The organism is Paenibacillus sp. SER-28, assembly GCF_052906305.1.
In genome coordinates this window covers 57105-72438 of the sequence record NZ_JBRECM010000006.1, presented here as the reverse complement: position 1 = coordinate 72438, position 15334 = coordinate 57105, and the positions used below count along the sequence as shown (strand labels likewise).

Below are 15334 nucleotides of genomic sequence, written 5' to 3'. Positions count from 1 at the left end.
ATGTCATCGTCTCCCGTCTATTCGTCGCCGTAGCCGTGAGGGTGCGACTGATGCCATCCCCATGCTCCGCTAATAATATCCTCCAATTGGGTACGTGCTGGACTCCAGCCCAACACCGAACGAGCCTTGTCAGAAGATGCAACCAATATCGCTGGATCGCCTGCGCGGCGTGGCTCTGTCACAACTGGAATGTCGAGCCCAGTGACCTTGCGTGCCGTCTCAATAACTTCTTTCACGGAGAAGCCCTGTCCGTTGCCCAGGTTGAATACGTTGCTGTCATTGCCTTCGCGCAAGTAATTTACTGCACGCACATGAGCATCCGCCAGGTCACTCACGTGAATGTAATCCCGAACACACGTGCCGTCAGGTGTCGCATAATCCTCACCAAACACAGCGATGTGTGGACGCTGTTTCAAGGCTGTCTGGAGCACTAACGGGATCAGATGGCTTTCTGGTCGGTGATCTTCACCGATCTTGCCGCTCTCATGCGCACCAGCCGCATTAAAATACCGTAAAGACACATATTTGATGCCTAAAACTTTATCAAACCACGACATCATGCGCTCCATCATCAGCTTTGTTTCACCATACACGTTGGTTGGCTCTGTACGGTCTCCCTCTTCAATCGGCACCTTTTCCGGTTCGCCGTAGGTAGCCGCAGTAGAGGAAAACACGATTCGGCGCACTCCAGCATCCTTCATCGCCTCCAGCAAGCTTAGCGTGCCAAATACATTGTTGTCGTAATATTTACCAGGATTTTGCATGCTTTCTCCAACCAGCGAATTGGCTGCAAAATGGATAACTGCATCGATACTATTTTCAGAGAACAGTTTGGACAGTAATTCTTTATCCCTCAAATCCCCTTCATACAACTTGCCTCCAAGCAATGCTGCTTTGTGCCCGGTTTGCAAATTGTCCAGCACCACAACTTCTTCTCCCAGATCCAACAGTTCTGCTACGGTATGTGAACCGATATATCCAGCTCCACCTGTGACTAAAATGGCCATGTTATTCGTCCTCCTTCAGTTCTTTTACTCCGTCTCCTGCCTTGCATACATAAAAGCTGGCTTCCAGCCCTGTGCGGGTCTGATAAGCTTCGCCGACTTCCTTCACAAAACGTTCCACATCGTCCTCATGAACCAATGAAACCGTACAACCTCCAAATCCGGCTCCTGTCATACGAGCACCCAGCGTGCCAGGAATGCGTCGTGCTTCTTCAACCATGACGTCCAGCTCCGTGCAGCTGACCTCATACAAATCGCGCAATGAATCATGAGAAGCATTCATTAACTGACCAAAAGCTGCAAGTTCATTCGCTGCGAGAGCATCGACAGAGGCCAACACACGAGCGTTTTCCTCCACCACATGCTGTGCCCGCCGACGCACTGTTTGGTCCGCGATGTGATGCTGAAGCTCTCCGAAACGTGCCTCATCCAGCTGAGCGAGGTATTCCAGTGACGGCTCCTGCTGCTGTAAAATGGACAGTGCTTCGGCACACTGGCTACGACGCTCGTTATAGGCTGAGTCCACCAAACCGCGACGCTTGTTTGTATTGCCGATCACGAGCTTATAAGCCCCCGTGCGGAATGGCACTTTACGGTACTCCAACGTATCGCACATCAGCAGAATTGCATGATCAGCTGCTCCGTTCGCTACAGCGAACTGGTCCATAATACCGCAATTGACACCAACGTAATTGTTTTCTGCCCGCTGGGACAACAAAGCGATTTCGACCGTATCTGTTTCCTGTTTTTCGATCGTGAGAAACGCATATCCTGTAACAACCTCAATGGAGGCTGAGGAGGATAATCCAGCACCATTCGGTATTTCTCCATGATAGAGCAGGTCATATCCGTTAGACGGATGAACTCCCTTTTCAGCCAACTCCACCAGCACACCCACCGGATAGTCCACCCACTCATCCGTTTTGTTTTTACCTATTTCTCCACGGGGGATAGACACTTCATACGACAGGTTTGTTGAAGCAAAATGAATTTCATCATCATTGCGCGCACGAAGGATCAGCGTCGTTCCGAATTCCAGCGCAGCCGGGAGTACATAACCACCGTTATAGTCGATATGCTCTCCAATCAGATTGACACGTCCAGGTGCATGAAATATCCGCAGTTCATTGCTGCTTTCACCATATTTTTCAATAAAATGTTTCTTTAATTCAGTAGAGTTCATATCCGCATCCACCTCATATACCGTTAGTAAAGGCCCTCCTGATTTCCCTGTAACATCTTAATCAGGTTGACATCTCTTATGATTTCAGTATAAATGAAAGCGTCACACAATGTAATGCATCCATGTGTTTAAGCTATGGATAAATGTGACTTGGATATGTACAATGTAAGTATACCGCATCCGCTAAACCATTCACAAATGCAGGAAGGAGGACCCTATTTTGCAAGCGTATTCATATAGTTATGCCGTCGCCTCTAATCCGGTGTTTTATGAAAATAGCCCGCTGCATGTGCTTTTTGCAGGAGAGAGCCAAACCAAATCCGGTCATGCCGTGGGGCCGAAAATCTATGATTACTATCTGCTACACTTTGTAGAATCGGGCAGAGGTATCTTCCGAACGGAACAGCACACATATCAGCTTGAAGAAAACGATTTTTTCCTTATTCATCCCGGTCAGCTGGTGAGCTATACCTCTGATGAAGAGGAACCGTGGCGTTATCGTTGGTCTGCGTTTACCGGGCACCATACTGAGCAGGTGGTGCAGGAGGCCGGGCTACGTGTTCACCAGCCTGTCTTTCATGCTTCCGATCAAAGTCCTATTCCCGGTTATTTGGAGCAAATGCAATTGGCCTTTTATAGCAGAAAATCTAGTTCTCATCTATCAGCCTTGGGGTATTTGTATCTGATTATGGGGGAAGCAGGCAATTACCTGAGTGACTGGACTGATCCGTCCGGGGCGGATTCGCAAATTCAACGTACAGTCAAGCAGATGGTTCAATATATGTCCACTCAGTACGCACACCCCGTTTCCATTGAGCAAATGTCTGAAGGACTTGGTTATAATCGTGCGTATTTGTCACGGATATTCAAAAAGGAAACGGGGATCTCCCCCGTCACCTATCTGCTTAAGCTAAGAATCGACAAATCACGTCAACTGCTGCGTGAGCGTCCGGAACTATCGGTAGAGCAAGTGGCCGCTTCGGTCGGACTAACCGATGCCTTATATTTCTCACGTCAATTCAAGCGCTTCTGTGGTCAGTCTCCAACCGAGTACCGAAGCAAGGTTAAGCAGTATCCACAGTCGTAAAACAGACTTAAACAGCCCGCATCCTTCAAACGGATACGGGCAGTTAATTTATATTGTAAAAGAGAACACGAAATTAGGCCGATGACTACAAATTAACTTTCGCCATTAAGCTGTGCCGCCGTCCTATCAGTTCCCGGCATTCAGAATCGAATCAATCCGATCCAATTCCTCCTGAGAAAAGTCCAGGTTGGATAAGGTAGCAACATTTTCTTCAATTTGGCTTACACGGCTTGCCCCAATCAAGACAGAGGTCAGACGTTCGCCGCGCAGAGCCCAGGCCAGCGAAAATTGAGCCAAACTTTGTCCGCGTGCAGCAGCCATCTGATTCAAGGCGCGTACCTTGCGAAGTGTCTCTGGCGTCACATGGTTCTCATTCAGGAAAACCGAAGTACTCGCTGCACGTGAATCCTCGGGAATTCCGTTCAAATATTTATTGGTCAGCAATCCCTGAGCCAGCGGGCAAAAGGCAATGCTGCCTACCCCGTTTTCGTCCAGTACATCTTGTAATCCGTTTTCAATCCAGCGGTCGAGCAAGGAGTATTTCGGCTGATGAATCAGAAGCGGTGTTCCCAACTCCTTCAGAATGCGAGCTGCTTCTGCTGTTTGCTCCGCACTATAATTGGACACACCCACATACAGCGCTTTGCCGGATCGTACGATATGATCCAGTGCTCCCATCGTTTCTTCCAGCGGCGTATCAGGATCAAATCGGTGAGAGTAGAATATGTCGACATAGTCCAGCCCCATCCGCTTCAGGCTCTGATCCAGACTAGATATCATATACTTGCGAGATCCCCAGTCACCATAAGGCCCTGCCCACATATTGTAGCCCGCTTTGGTGGAGATGACCAACTCATCCCGGTACGGTTTCATATCACTGGCTAATACTTGTCCAAAAAATTCCTCAGCTGATCCCGCAGGAGGGCCATAGTTATTAGCTAAATCAAAATGCGTAATTCCCAGATCAAAGGAGCGAGTAATCATGCTACGGCCATTCTCCGCGTTGTTAATCCCGCCAAAATTGTGCCACAAGCCCAGCGAAATAGCGGGCAGTTTTAGACCTGATCTCCCTGTACGGTTATATTTCATACTTTCATAACGATCTTCGCCAGCTAAATAAACCATGCTATCCCAGCCTCTCTCGAAACATTGTAATGTCCATCACAACATCATCATAGCGCTTTTATCCAGGCGTTGACAAGAAAACGATTACAGATCTAATTGATGAGCAAGTTTTTCCATAACTTTACCGATTGGATCGGTGATCAAAAGATCCGCCTTATGATCATACGAGGTGGGATCTGTATTCAGCAGCACCGTATGTTTACCACGAAAATAAGTAATCAAGCCCGCAGCAGGATGTACTGTCAGCGACGTTCCTCCAATTAACAGCAGATCAGCCTGCGAAATAGCCTGAACGGATTGAATAATGGTATCTTGATTCAGCTCCTCCTCATATAAAACGACATCCGGTTTGATAATTCCTCCATCTATTGGACATGTAGGTACAACCTCAGAGCTGTTCATCACTTCATCTAGACTGTAAAAACGTCCGCATTCCATACAGTAGTTCCGATGCACCGAGCCATGAAGTTCTAGTACATTCACACTGCCGGCAGCCTGATGTAAGCCGTCAATATTTTGGGTCACAACCGCTTTTAGACGGCCTTGCTTTTCCAATGACGCGAGGAAATGATGACAACCGTTCGGCTCCGCATCGGGATGCAGCATTTTGCTGCGATAGAAGTCGAAGAACACTTCAGGATGCTTCACAAAAAATGAACGGCTCAGCATAACCTCAGGGGAATAAGGCAATTTCTCCTCACTTTGATACAGGCCTGCTGCCGAACGAAAATCCGGAATACCACTTTCCGTCGATGTGCCTGCACCGCCGAAAAAAACAATATTCTGCGATTGCTGTATCCATTCCGCCAACGTATTAACTTTCATACCCTACGCACCTCCAGCTCTTCATATCCACGAACAACCTTATCCGCATCCAGCAAATGACCAGAACGTTCTGCTTCTGGTGCAAATCCAATAGCGAGCCGCACTCCGGCACGTTTGCCCATCTGCATGTCCCCATTGCTGTCTCCGATGACTACCACGTCCGCCGGCGACAATCCTAGTAATGCGCAGGCTTTTTCAGCCATTTCCGGGTCAGGCTTACCATATGTAACCCTATCATGTCCGATAATCTCATCAAAATAGGATGTCAGCCCCATCCACTCCAAATGCTCCTGTGCAGCCTCTGTACTGTCAGAGGTCACAACCGCTAGCTTCAGCCCGGCATGGCGGCTTTGCTCCAGCAATGTCCGCAACCCTGGAAACACCTTCGCTGCCCGATGTCGCCGAATATCAGCCATCGCCGTTTTATTAAAGTCGCGGACAAGCCGTACAGCTTCATTCCACGGTACACCAGCATTATAAAGCTGCCAAGCCAGTACCCCCGTACTTTCGTCCACCGTCCCCATGGCCAGCGGGCCAGAAGGGTCGTAACCGATCACACGTCCCTCCTGATCGTGAACAGTACCTAGAACGGTACCTTTTTCCAACGTAAAACTGGCACCTGCCACGGTAAGATGCTGCTCCATCATATCCAGTATAGAGCGAGCCCAGGGGCCCCACAACTGAATAAAATCCAGCAACGTTCCATCTTTATCTAATAAAATACCACGGCATGGGTAACGCTCCCCCTGCACAATCAGCTCAGACATGCAGCACACCTCCTTTACTGATTCTTAGAAGCCACATCCACACTCTCTTTCATCCAGTCCTGTAATGCCGTTACCGTCTGATTCCATTGCTCGGCAGCGCTAATTTTTGCAGGATTATCCCCTTTTTGGACACCATAACTGCCGAATTGGGCATGATTACCCCCTTCGACTGTAAAATACAGCGTGTTGGCTGGTAAATAAGTTCTTCCACTTTGGACATTTTCCATCTGGACGACTCCATCATCACTTCCCAGTAGAGAAATAACGGGCAGATTTTTATCCTTTAAATTACCCTTGTTATCCGGGTAGGAGGCGAGGAAAAATACACCTTTGACCTGATCAGGATGTGCAGCTGCATATCGGGCCGCTATCACACCGCCTAACGAATGGCCTCCAATAACAAACGCTTCTTTCGGATATGCCTTTAGCACTTCATTCGCTAAATCCGGGGAGATCAATGCAAGGTTCAGTGGCATTTTTGCAATGATCACATGATGACCCTTTTCCGCCAGACGGCGTGCCAAGGGCGCATAACTTTCGGGCTTCACCAACGCCCCTGGATACAAAATGACTCCAGTTCCGCTTCTTTTTACAGGCTCAAAACCAACCCAATGTTCTTGTTCATTTACTTTCACAGCATCCGCTACTTCGGCTAATGCAGCAGCAGCCGTCTCATCAGGCTGATAAGGCGTAAATACCTTCCATGCCCCCCACCCTGCGATTAGTACAATGACAATCAGGATGCCTAAGGGAATTTTCCATATTTTCCGAGGACCACGTGTCCCATATGAATTGTATGATCTTCTTGTTCTTCTTCTCATTGTAAAAGTTCCTTTCGCCTTTTGTACCTCGAAATTCGTAATTTGAATATAAAATGTGTCGCTGTATTCATCAGCGTAACTATAGCCTTGTTAGGGTAACATCGTTGTACATACAGGGTCAAATCAGCATACATTTCCAGGTATTAGCCCATCTTTCTCCGGTGTTCAAGCATTCGCCACATAATAAGGACATGGTAGCGCTTACTATTGTGAAAAAAATCACAATGATAAGGTCCAGAGTATCGTACCTTGTTCCTTGTAAAGAATTATTTTTTAAATAGTTTAGTCGGCAGAAGCCGTTCGGAGGGAAACACATGACGACAAGCCATGATGTACAAGGGGAAAGCTTCTTTCTCAATCTGCGATTTCTGTTGATCATATGCGTATTTGCAGGAAATGCTCTGGAGCCTCTAGTCGGTTCACTTCATATTGCCCAACAATGGTTCAGCTGGATATTCATGTTCCATATGCCGTTGTTTGTACTCGTTACAGGCTACTTTGCCAAATCATCTTTGACCGGACCCGCAGGCCAAAAAGTTCTGCTTCAGATCGGTATGCAATATCTTATTTTTCAATCGCTCTATTCGATCTTGGATGTTGCACTCTTCCACGTTCCCCATATCCATCATTCGTTCTTTGCTCCTTATCTGCTCCTCTGGTTCCTTGCTAGCCATATCTGTTGGAGACTGCTGATGCTGACTTTTCAGAAAATACCACCTGTCCTCCAATTGGGTATATCCGTGCTGCTGGGTATCCTTGTCGGGTATCTCCCTGTGGATGGTATATGGCTGAGCGTATGCAGAACCTTTGTTTATTTGCCTTACTTTGTAGCAGGTTATCATTTGAATTATGCGGACGTTCGACGGTTCTTCACAACACCAGTCCGCATAATCGCTGGCATTGTATCTCTTCTGCTTATGGTACTGGCGGGAACGTCGTATTTCGGCATCCCGGCAGGCTGGCTGTATGGCAATATGACTTACGGGGAATTGGGCCATACCGAATGGTACGCAGGAATTTACCGCATCGGCATTTATGGAGTTCAATGGATAGCATCGATGGCGTTTCTAAGCTTTGTTCCGACCGTGACAGGACGTATAACCGAGATGGGAAGACGGACACTATATGTCTTTTTACTCCATGGCTTGATCGTCCGTACCGTCGTTGCAAAGGGAGTCTACGAATATATAGATACTCCAGTGGAAGTCATGTTGATTGTAGTGTGTGCTGCAGGTCTGTGCTGTATGTTGACCATGCCTTGGGTTCGAACTGCAACAAGACCTCTGATTGAGCCACAGGTAGAGTGGATGCTAAAGCCAGCTCCTTATCCTTTTAGACGGTCCGCGTAATCTTTTTATCCCTTTTTTATTTAACATTGAACACGCGACAACCCACTTACAGACGAACATGTAAGCGAGTCTACCCTCTCTTTACTCCACTTAGAGCCTGTTTCATACAGGCGTGATGTGGTAAGTAAAGGATGCGCGCAACAAAAAACAACTTTTTTATTAAGGAGTGATTTGTAATGGCACGTAATCAAAATCAGGAGAAAATGAGTCGCGAAGAAGCAGGTCGTATGGGTGGAGAAGCTACTTCCAAGAAGCACAATAAGGAATTTTATCAGGAGATTGGTAAAAAAGGCGGGGAAGCAACCGCAAACTCTCATGATAAAGAATTTTATCAGGAAATCGGCAAAAAGGGCGGCGATGCTACAGCTGAGTCGCATGACAAAAATTTCTACAGAGACATCGGTCGTAAAGGCGGCAGAAATTAAGCTGTAGTGTCATATTCCGCCCTCCTTTAACATAAAAACAAGCCTGAGCCCATCCGCTTTATTGCGAAATGGGCTTTTCATATTTTACCTGATACGCAAACCTATCAGTATACATATTTCTAATAGAATCACATTCTAACCTCTCCTAAATGCAATATATAGACAAATAAAACTGGTCATATCTATATTGTTGATTACAGAACACTTCTTGTACTTTTTCAAAATCTTCATATATGTAGAAAAAAGCTCACATCTATGATAGACTCTTTAGAAAACATCTGCGCTATCACGGCGTCCATTGAACGCCATACTATTTTTATACTTTGGGGGGAAACCAGCATCATGACAGCTAAGACGAAAATGCGTTCCGATATGATTAAAAAAGGCTTTGACCGCGCTCCTCACCGCAGCTTGCTGCGCGCAGCGGGTGTCAAGGAAGAAGATTTTGACAAACCGTTTATTGCGGTATGCAACTCGTATATTGATATCGTACCGGGTCACGTCCATTTGCAGGAATTTGGCAAAATTGTCAAGCAAGCCATTCGTGAGGCAGGCGGTGTACCTTTCGAGTTTAACACCATCGGTGTAGATGACGGCATTGCCATGGGGCACATCGGTATGCGTTATTCTCTGCCGAGCCGTGAAATTATAGCTGACTCTCTGGAAACTGTCGTTTCCGCTCACTGGTTTGACGGCATGGTTTGTATTCCTAACTGTGATAAAATTACCCCTGGCATGATGATGGGCGCATTGCGCGTTAACATTCCAACTATTTTCGTCAGCGGTGGTCCTATGAAAGCTGGTAAAGACAAGAACGGACGCTCTATTTCCCTGACTTCCGTCTTTGAAGGCGTAGGTGCATATCAGGCTGGTAAAATCGACGATCAAAGCTTGCTTGAATTAGAACAATATGGCTGTCCGACATGTGGCTCCTGTTCAGGGATGTTCACAGCGAATTCCATGAACTGTCTCGCAGAAGCGATGGGTCTGGCTATGCCGGGTAACGGCACCATTCTCGCAGTAGCAGAAGAACGTAAAGAATTCGTTAAACAATCTGCACGCCAATTAATGGAATTGATTAAGCTGGATCTTAAACCACGTGATATCGTGACTAAAGAAGCTATTGATAATGCATTTGCATTGGATATGGCAATGGGCGGATCCACGAATACCGTATTGCATACATTGGCACTTGCCCATGAAGCAGAAGTAGACTACCCTATCGAACGTATTAATGAAGTCGCAAACCGCGTACCTCATTTGTCCAAATTGGCACCTGCTTCCGACTATCATATTGAGGATGTTCATAATGCAGGCGGCGTAAGCGCAGTGCTGAATGAATTGTTGAAGAAACCGGGCGCACTGCATGGAGACTGTATTACCGTAACCGGAAAAACCATTCGTGAAAACGTAGAGGGTCAGGAGATTCTGGATACTAACGTCATCCACAAACTGGACAACCCTCATTCCGAACGCGGTGGTCTGGCTGTATTATTCGGTAATCTGGCACCGCAAGGCTCCATCATTAAAGTCGGTGCAGTTGATGCTTCGGTTGGTGGTTATCACAAAGGTCCTGCTATCTGCTTTGATTCACAGGAAGATGCACTGGCAGGTATCGCCAACGGTAAAATTAATGAAGGACACGTTGTTGTTATCCGTTATGAAGGTCCAAAGGGCGGACCTGGTATGCCTGAAATGCTCGCTCCAACTTCACAAATCGTGGGCATGGGGCTTGGTGCCAAGGTGGGTCTGATTACAGACGGACGCTTCTCAGGTGCTTCCCGTGGTATCTCCATCGGTCATATTTCCCCCGAAGCCGCAGAAGGCGGACCTATCGCTTTTGTTGAGGACGGCGATATCATTGAGCTGGACTTGAACAATCGTAAGATTGAGCTCCACATTACGGACGAAGAATTCGAACGTCGTCGCGCCAACTGGAAAGGCTTTGAGCCGAAGGTGAAAACGGGTTACCTGGCGCGTTATTCCAAGCTGGTGACGAACGCAAGTAACGGCGGAATTATGAAAATCTAAATGCTTTGCCAAGATAGGATTACTTTATGAACGGCTAAAAAGCCTCTCGATCCCTAACAATGGATCGAGAGGCTTTTTTATTAGGTCATTAGGTTAGCCTATTCAGTCATTTCGCTGTTGAGTATATGGACATCATCTCTCTGAGCTGTTTGCTCAAGAGCTTCGTCTGAGCAGTGTGAGTCTCCCTGATGAAAACGGTCAAACAAGGTATCCATTGGCATCACAATCAGTTTCGGTACCATTACATCTTTTTTTTCACTCAATTGCTCTGAACCCGAAGGATGAATAACACGAAATAACAGCTTTAGATATACAGTGGACACATGCTTGAACAGTCCTTTGGGAAGCTCCCGAACTTGAAATCCCAACTTCTCTGGTCCCCGATGAATCATACTTACTGCATAGATCGCCTTTACACCCTTCATTTCAGAATCATGTACAATGCGTTGGGCCAGATCAGGAAGTTGTTTTTCCACAATCCGAACCAATTGAATAGCTAAATGTACCATCGACTTTGCCGTCGAACCTAATTGAAATAACTTTTTATTATCAAAATGAAGCTCAATTATCGGGTCCCCTTTTTCTAGCCACCTGCTGTTCTCCATATTTACATTTGGCCCATGATAGATACGGCGACGATAATAAAAGATCGTATCCTCCTGACTTACGGGACGAAGACGAAACAAAACATGGAATAGCCGCTCATACTGGAGCCATCCACATACCAGCGTTCTTTTTGACCAGCTCGTACTGAACATCTCGGAGGCAGTAGGTTGATTGACAGACTGACGGCAAAACAATGTATCCACCCGTACGCTGCGCAATTGTCGTTCTTGGGCGACCCTCAGCAGCTTCTCCAGTGCGATTAGCATATTCTGGGGCGCTTCCGCGTCTGCCCCCAATGTCGTACCACAGTCATGGAGCAGCATCACCTCGCCACCCCTTAGCTTTTTGAGCATTCTCTCCGCCAATTGTTTCGCTCCAATGCTTGCCTTCCAATCTCCGAACATGGAGGACCATAATACGATTCGACGACCATGGGTGTTGGAAATATCAAAAAAGTTCACTATCCCCCAAGGTGGGCGATAAAAGGTCGTTCCCTCGCCAGTTACTCGACGAATGACTGACTCTGTCTGGGCAATTTGTCTTCTGACCGTAACAGGCCGCATAAGCCAATTCGATTTGTGCACATAATTATGAATACCGATTAGATGACCTTCATCATGCATGCGTTTCAGAAGTTCAGGGTATTTTTCTGCATTCATCCCAACAACAAAAAAAGTAGCCTTGGCATCAAAACGCTTCAGTAAATCAAGCAGCTGTGATGTATACACTGGATCAGGACCATCATCAAAGGTGAGTGCATATTCTTGCTCACTTTTGCCGCGCCTGAACACCCGGAAACCAAATATACGACTAACCAGCGCCGGAATAAAAGCATAAAAAGTTGAAATGTAAAACATCCATAACAGCAGAGTCTGCACGTTTTATCCCCACTTTTCTATTCTGAACTCCCCAAGCAGGCTTCCTGAGGAAAACTCACTTACTTATATGTTATCACAATGACGTAAACATGCCGAGATTTCGCTATTGCATATGGTCAGCATTGAGGTCCAATTTAGTGTACAATAAATAAAAATCTAAAAGGAGTCGTTGTATACATATGCTTCCATTGTACAAAAAATATTGGCGTACCGTTTTTGATATCGGTCTGATCGTATTAACCGTGTATTTAATTATGTTCGTATCCAGCAAACTCTATCAACTTGCCGCACCTGTGTTCCTTTCGTTTGTCGTGTTCTGGTGCATTGAACCTGCCGCTCGTTATTTTCATCGCAAGGGAATGAAGAAGCCCTTCGCCTCTGCGCTCTCCGTATTGCTGTTTATCATCCTTTTACTTGCTATTTTTTTCGGATTGGGCCTGATTCTGGTTACGCAATTTACGAAAGTCGCGCAAAACCTCCCACATTATACGCAGATTATCCAAACGGAATTCACGCGGTATCTTCATCTTTCTCAAGATAAAATTGCTGCTTTACCTCCGGGTGTTACCGAACGTGTAAATGATTATTTTGCGACTGCCACCACCATTGCTACGAAATGGGCACAGCTAGGGTTATCCTTTTTCATACAATTCCTCAGCTCTTTCACTGTTTTTATGGGCAACTTTGCGGTTGCGATCATTTTAGCGTTCTTTTTAAGTATGGAAATTAATCTTTGGAAGGGAATTGCCCGTAGTAAAACACCCAAGACACTAAAAACGGCTTACCTTTTTCTGAAAAATCACGTACTAAAAGCTATCTCCGCCTTTCTCAAAGCTCAAGCTCTATTGGTAGGGATTACCTTTGTTCTCGTATTTATAGGTTTACTCATTTTGCAAGTGGATAATGCCCTATCGTTGGCGCTCGTGGCAGCTTTGTTTGATATCCTGCCCTTGTTGGGTGTGCCTGTTATTTTTATTCCGTGGGCAGTGTATCTGTTCATCACAGGCAATACCGGCCTGGCTGTAGGGTTGCTTATTGTCATGGCTGTCACGGTTATCGTCCGCCAGCTGGCAGAGCCTAAAATTACTGGTAACTCCATCGGTGTTTCATCTGCCTATCTGATGCTTTCCTTTGCCATTATATCGTTATCCATCTTCGGATTGGCCGGATTAATCCTGTCCCCCATTCTGATCATTTTGCTCAAGGAATTGTGGCAGCAAGGTTATCTGCAACAATGGATTCGGTTTCCGACAGAGGAATTTGATGAGCCTCCTTTTATCGTCAAAATTCAGGAGGAAGATCGTGTAGCTACTCGTGGAACTGAGGAAGATTGAGCTAGTAGATCCATTACTTGACCGAACAGTGCTGTAGCTTGATTTGTAGAATGTGTTGAAGCATTTTGCACAAGGACGGCGACAGCATAACGAGGCCGCTCTATCGGACCATACCCTATAAACCACTGGTGATTGATAGGGTGACCGTTCTTCAAAGCTTGGGCGGTACCCGATTTGCCGGCCAGATTCCATGATTTATTACGCAAGGAGGCACCAGTCCCCTGTGTCACAACCTTTTCCATTGCTTCACGAAGCATGCGAGCCGTCGATGTGTGAATCGAGCGGCTACCCTCGGATGAAGGTACAGCATGAGTAGGTAGTTCCAGTAAGGTGTTTCCGTCTGCGTAGCTAATGCGTTTGACAATGCGTGGTGCACGTACTTGACCATCGTGCAGCAAGGTGACGATGAGATTAGCAGCTTGGAGAGGCGTTACCAGCACATCGCGCTGACCGATAGCTGTCTGTACACGTACGCCCGGATCAGACGCGTTCGTATGGGAGCCGAATACGGCTCCCTTTTCTTCGTGATCCAGCGGTCTGAATTGAGGTAGCCCTGCAAGATTCCGCTCCTGCCAGCCCACAGTTCGGCCCAATCCCAATGCAGAGGCTGTGGCCTGAATTTGCTCAGGATTGAGCCGTTCACCGAGATGAGCGAACACACTATTACAGGATACGGCAAGCCCTTCCTCCAGGTTCAGGGTACCGTGTCCTTCTTTTTTCCAGCAAGCCAAACCGTACTTGCCATAAGTTCCATGACAATGGAATTGTTCCTGCGGTTGGACAACACCTGATTCAAGTGCAGCAGCAGCCGTAACCAACTTAAAAATGGAACCAGGCGTTATCGCCTTAAGTGCACGATTAGACCAGTCTGTTTTTTTCTGGGGATCAACATGACCAGGATTATAAAAAGGGCGAGACACCATCGCCAGTACATCCGCGTTGCCTGCATCGAGCACTACCACGGCCCCTTCTGCCAAATGACTAGATTCCGTCAGCTTTTCAATCTGTTCCTGTATAGGTAGATCAATTGTAGTCTGTACCTGTAATGGATAGTGACCATTGGATGGAGCACTGACACGCAGCGGTACATGAGTCAATGGACGACGCTGCGCATCTACAAATCGGGAGACGAACGTTTCACCGACGCCGCTCAGCAGCGGCTCCAACGTTCTTTCCAGCCCGGCTGCCCCCATTGGCAGTTCACTCGCTCGGTCGGCACGATTATACAGAAAGCCAAGCCATTGCCTGCCATTGGGCAAATCCCTGTAACGTTTCGCATAAGGTACAAGCTCGATAAGCGAAGGGGCTAGCTTCAGCAGCTTGCCTGCTTCATGCGGATTGATTTGTACGGGCTCTCCGCCCCCATCACGCCATATGAGCGGGGATTGCAGTCCTTTCCATCGTGTCGTTAGTTGATTCTTGTTCGTACGCAGTAGCTTAGCCAGTTCTTCGCCATGTATAGCCGCTTTGCCATCTACATCGGGAAAAAGCACTGGCGCCCATACGACTCCGCCAGTCAAGGGTTGCCCATGCCGGTCCGTAAACTGTCCACGTCCAGAGTCGATAGAAATGCCCTCCTGTCGCTGACGTGCTGACATTTCCTTAAGCGAATGCCCTCCATAAACAGACATATGAATGCCCGCTGTCCCCTGAATCCAAGCCAGTCGGAATAATAAAATCAGCAGTAGCGCCATCACCCCCAAGGCCATATATCCAATTCGACGTTTTCGTATGAAACTGCTACCACGCCTCGGCACACCCATCCTTCTTTCATCATTTTTCCAGTAGTATGTCCTGTAGTTGAAAAAGAAAACCCACTCAACTTTTAACGTGAATGGGTTTCCGAATTTATTTGTATCTTGTGATGTCTGCTTCTGGACTCCAATCTAAAATCTCGTC

13 protein-coding genes are annotated in these 15334 nt (G+C 46.9%); 5 read left to right on the top strand and 8 right to left on the bottom strand.

The features are described from left to right. Nucleotides 1–17: 17 nt before the first annotated feature. Nucleotides 18–1007, bottom strand: coding sequence for a UDP-glucose 4-epimerase GalE (gene galE, locus ACUYLD_RS15955; protein ID WP_023989887.1), 990 nt, complete (start codon nucleotides 1005–1007; stop codon nucleotides 18–20). A 1-nt stretch (nucleotide 1008) separates the two neighbouring features. Next, a complete protein-coding gene (locus ACUYLD_RS15950) occupies nucleotides 1009–2187 on the bottom strand; it encodes a galactokinase (RefSeq protein ID WP_069290182.1) in 1179 nt (392 codons plus the stop codon). A gap of 220 nt (nucleotides 2188–2407) precedes the next feature. On the opposite strand from ACUYLD_RS15950, the gene ACUYLD_RS15945 reads away from it, so the two are divergent. After that, complete coding sequence (locus ACUYLD_RS15945; protein ID WP_235308853.1) at nucleotides 2408–3274, top strand: AraC family transcriptional regulator; 867 nt, start codon at nucleotides 2408–2410, stop codon at nucleotides 3272–3274. 126 nt (nucleotides 3275–3400) lie between these two features. Here the strand turns inward: ACUYLD_RS15945 and mgrA are convergent, their stop codons facing one another. The 4 genes from mgrA to ACUYLD_RS15925 all read right to left on the bottom strand — a co-directional run bounded on the left by mgrA (nucleotide 3401) and on the right by ACUYLD_RS15925 (nucleotide 6812). Next, the gene (gene mgrA, locus ACUYLD_RS15940; RefSeq protein ID WP_039272878.1) at nucleotides 3401–4399 is read right to left on the bottom strand and encodes an L-glyceraldehyde 3-phosphate reductase; all 999 of its coding nucleotides are present in this window, start codon (nucleotides 4397–4399) and stop codon (nucleotides 3401–3403) included. 84 nt (nucleotides 4400–4483) lie between these two features. Then, a complete protein-coding gene (locus ACUYLD_RS15935) occupies nucleotides 4484–5224 on the bottom strand; it encodes an NAD-dependent protein deacylase (protein WP_446675476.1) in 741 nt (246 codons plus the stop codon). Further along, entirely contained in the window at nucleotides 5221–5991 is a 771-nt protein-coding gene (locus ACUYLD_RS15930) for an HAD family hydrolase (protein ID WP_250260679.1), read from the bottom strand. The genes ACUYLD_RS15935 and ACUYLD_RS15930 overlap by 4 nt, the downstream gene beginning before the upstream one ends. Nucleotides 5992–6005: 14 nt before the next feature. After that, a complete protein-coding gene (locus ACUYLD_RS15925) occupies nucleotides 6006–6812 on the bottom strand; it encodes an alpha/beta fold hydrolase (protein WP_446675475.1) in 807 nt (268 codons plus the stop codon). Between the two features lie 314 nt (nucleotides 6813–7126). Between ACUYLD_RS15925 and ACUYLD_RS15920 the strand changes: the two genes are divergently transcribed. The 3 genes from ACUYLD_RS15920 to ilvD all read left to right on the top strand — a co-directional run bounded on the left by ACUYLD_RS15920 (nucleotide 7127) and on the right by ilvD (nucleotide 10617). Further along, nucleotides 7127–8161, top strand: a complete 1035-nt coding sequence (locus ACUYLD_RS15920; protein ID WP_254351012.1) for an acyltransferase family protein — start codon at nucleotides 7127–7129, stop codon at nucleotides 8159–8161. A gap of 176 nt (nucleotides 8162–8337) precedes the next feature. After that, entirely contained in the window at nucleotides 8338–8586 is a 249-nt protein-coding gene (locus ACUYLD_RS15915; protein WP_029515716.1) for a KGG domain-containing protein, read from the top strand. 342 nt (nucleotides 8587–8928) lie between these two features. Next, a complete protein-coding gene (gene ilvD / locus ACUYLD_RS15910) occupies nucleotides 8929–10617 on the top strand; it encodes a dihydroxy-acid dehydratase (protein ID WP_250270526.1) in 1689 nt (562 codons plus the stop codon). A gap of 98 nt (nucleotides 10618–10715) precedes the next feature. On the opposite strand, the gene ACUYLD_RS15905 is transcribed toward ilvD, so the two are convergent. Then, the gene (locus ACUYLD_RS15905) at nucleotides 10716–12101 is read right to left on the bottom strand and encodes a polysaccharide deacetylase family protein (protein ID WP_446675474.1); all 1386 of its coding nucleotides are present in this window, start codon (nucleotides 12099–12101) and stop codon (nucleotides 10716–10718) included. A gap of 179 nt (nucleotides 12102–12280) precedes the next feature. Here ACUYLD_RS15905 and ACUYLD_RS15900 point away from each other — a divergent pair, with 179 nt between their 5' ends. After that, nucleotides 12281–13435: an AI-2E family transporter gene (locus ACUYLD_RS15900; protein ID WP_250266486.1), complete on the top strand. Its 1155-nt coding sequence runs from the start codon at nucleotides 12281–12283 to the stop codon at nucleotides 13433–13435. On the opposite strand, the gene ACUYLD_RS15895 is transcribed toward ACUYLD_RS15900, so the two are convergent. After that, nucleotides 13390–15198: a peptidoglycan D,D-transpeptidase FtsI family protein gene (locus ACUYLD_RS15895; protein ID WP_446675473.1), complete on the bottom strand. Its 1809-nt coding sequence runs from the start codon at nucleotides 15196–15198 to the stop codon at nucleotides 13390–13392. The genes ACUYLD_RS15900 and ACUYLD_RS15895 overlap by 46 nt on opposite strands. Nucleotides 15199–15334 lie beyond the last annotated feature (136 nt).

Coding starts and splice junctions, on each gene's coding strand:
- galE (WP_023989887.1), bottom strand. CDS start 1,007: ATGGCCATTTTAGTCACAGGTGGAGCTGGATATATCGGTTCACATACC.
- ACUYLD_RS15950 (WP_069290182.1), bottom strand. CDS start 2,187: ATGAACTCTACTGAATTAAAGAAACATTTTATTGAAAAATATGGTGAA.
- mgrA (WP_039272878.1), bottom strand. CDS start 4,399: ATGGTTTATTTAGCTGGCGAAGATCGTTATGAAAGTATGAAATATAAC.
- ACUYLD_RS15935 (WP_446675476.1), bottom strand. CDS start 5,224: ATGAAAGTTAATACGTTGGCGGAATGGATACAGCAATCGCAGAATATT.
- ACUYLD_RS15930 (WP_250260679.1), bottom strand. CDS start 5,991: ATGTCTGAGCTGATTGTGCAGGGGGAGCGTTACCCATGCCGTGGTATT.
- ACUYLD_RS15925 (WP_446675475.1), bottom strand. CDS start 6,812: ATGAGAAGAAGAACAAGAAGATCATACAATTCATATGGGACACGTGGT.
- ACUYLD_RS15920 (WP_254351012.1), top strand. CDS start 7,127: ATGACGACAAGCCATGATGTACAAGGGGAAAGCTTCTTTCTCAATCTG.
- ACUYLD_RS15915 (WP_029515716.1), top strand. CDS start 8,338: ATGGCACGTAATCAAAATCAGGAGAAAATGAGTCGCGAAGAAGCAGGT.
- ilvD (WP_250270526.1), top strand. CDS start 8,929: ATGACAGCTAAGACGAAAATGCGTTCCGATATGATTAAAAAAGGCTTT.
- ACUYLD_RS15900 (WP_250266486.1), top strand. CDS start 12,281: ATGCTTCCATTGTACAAAAAATATTGGCGTACCGTTTTTGATATCGGT.
- ACUYLD_RS15895 (WP_446675473.1), bottom strand. CDS start 15,198: ATGGGTGTGCCGAGGCGTGGTAGCAGTTTCATACGAAAACGTCGAATT.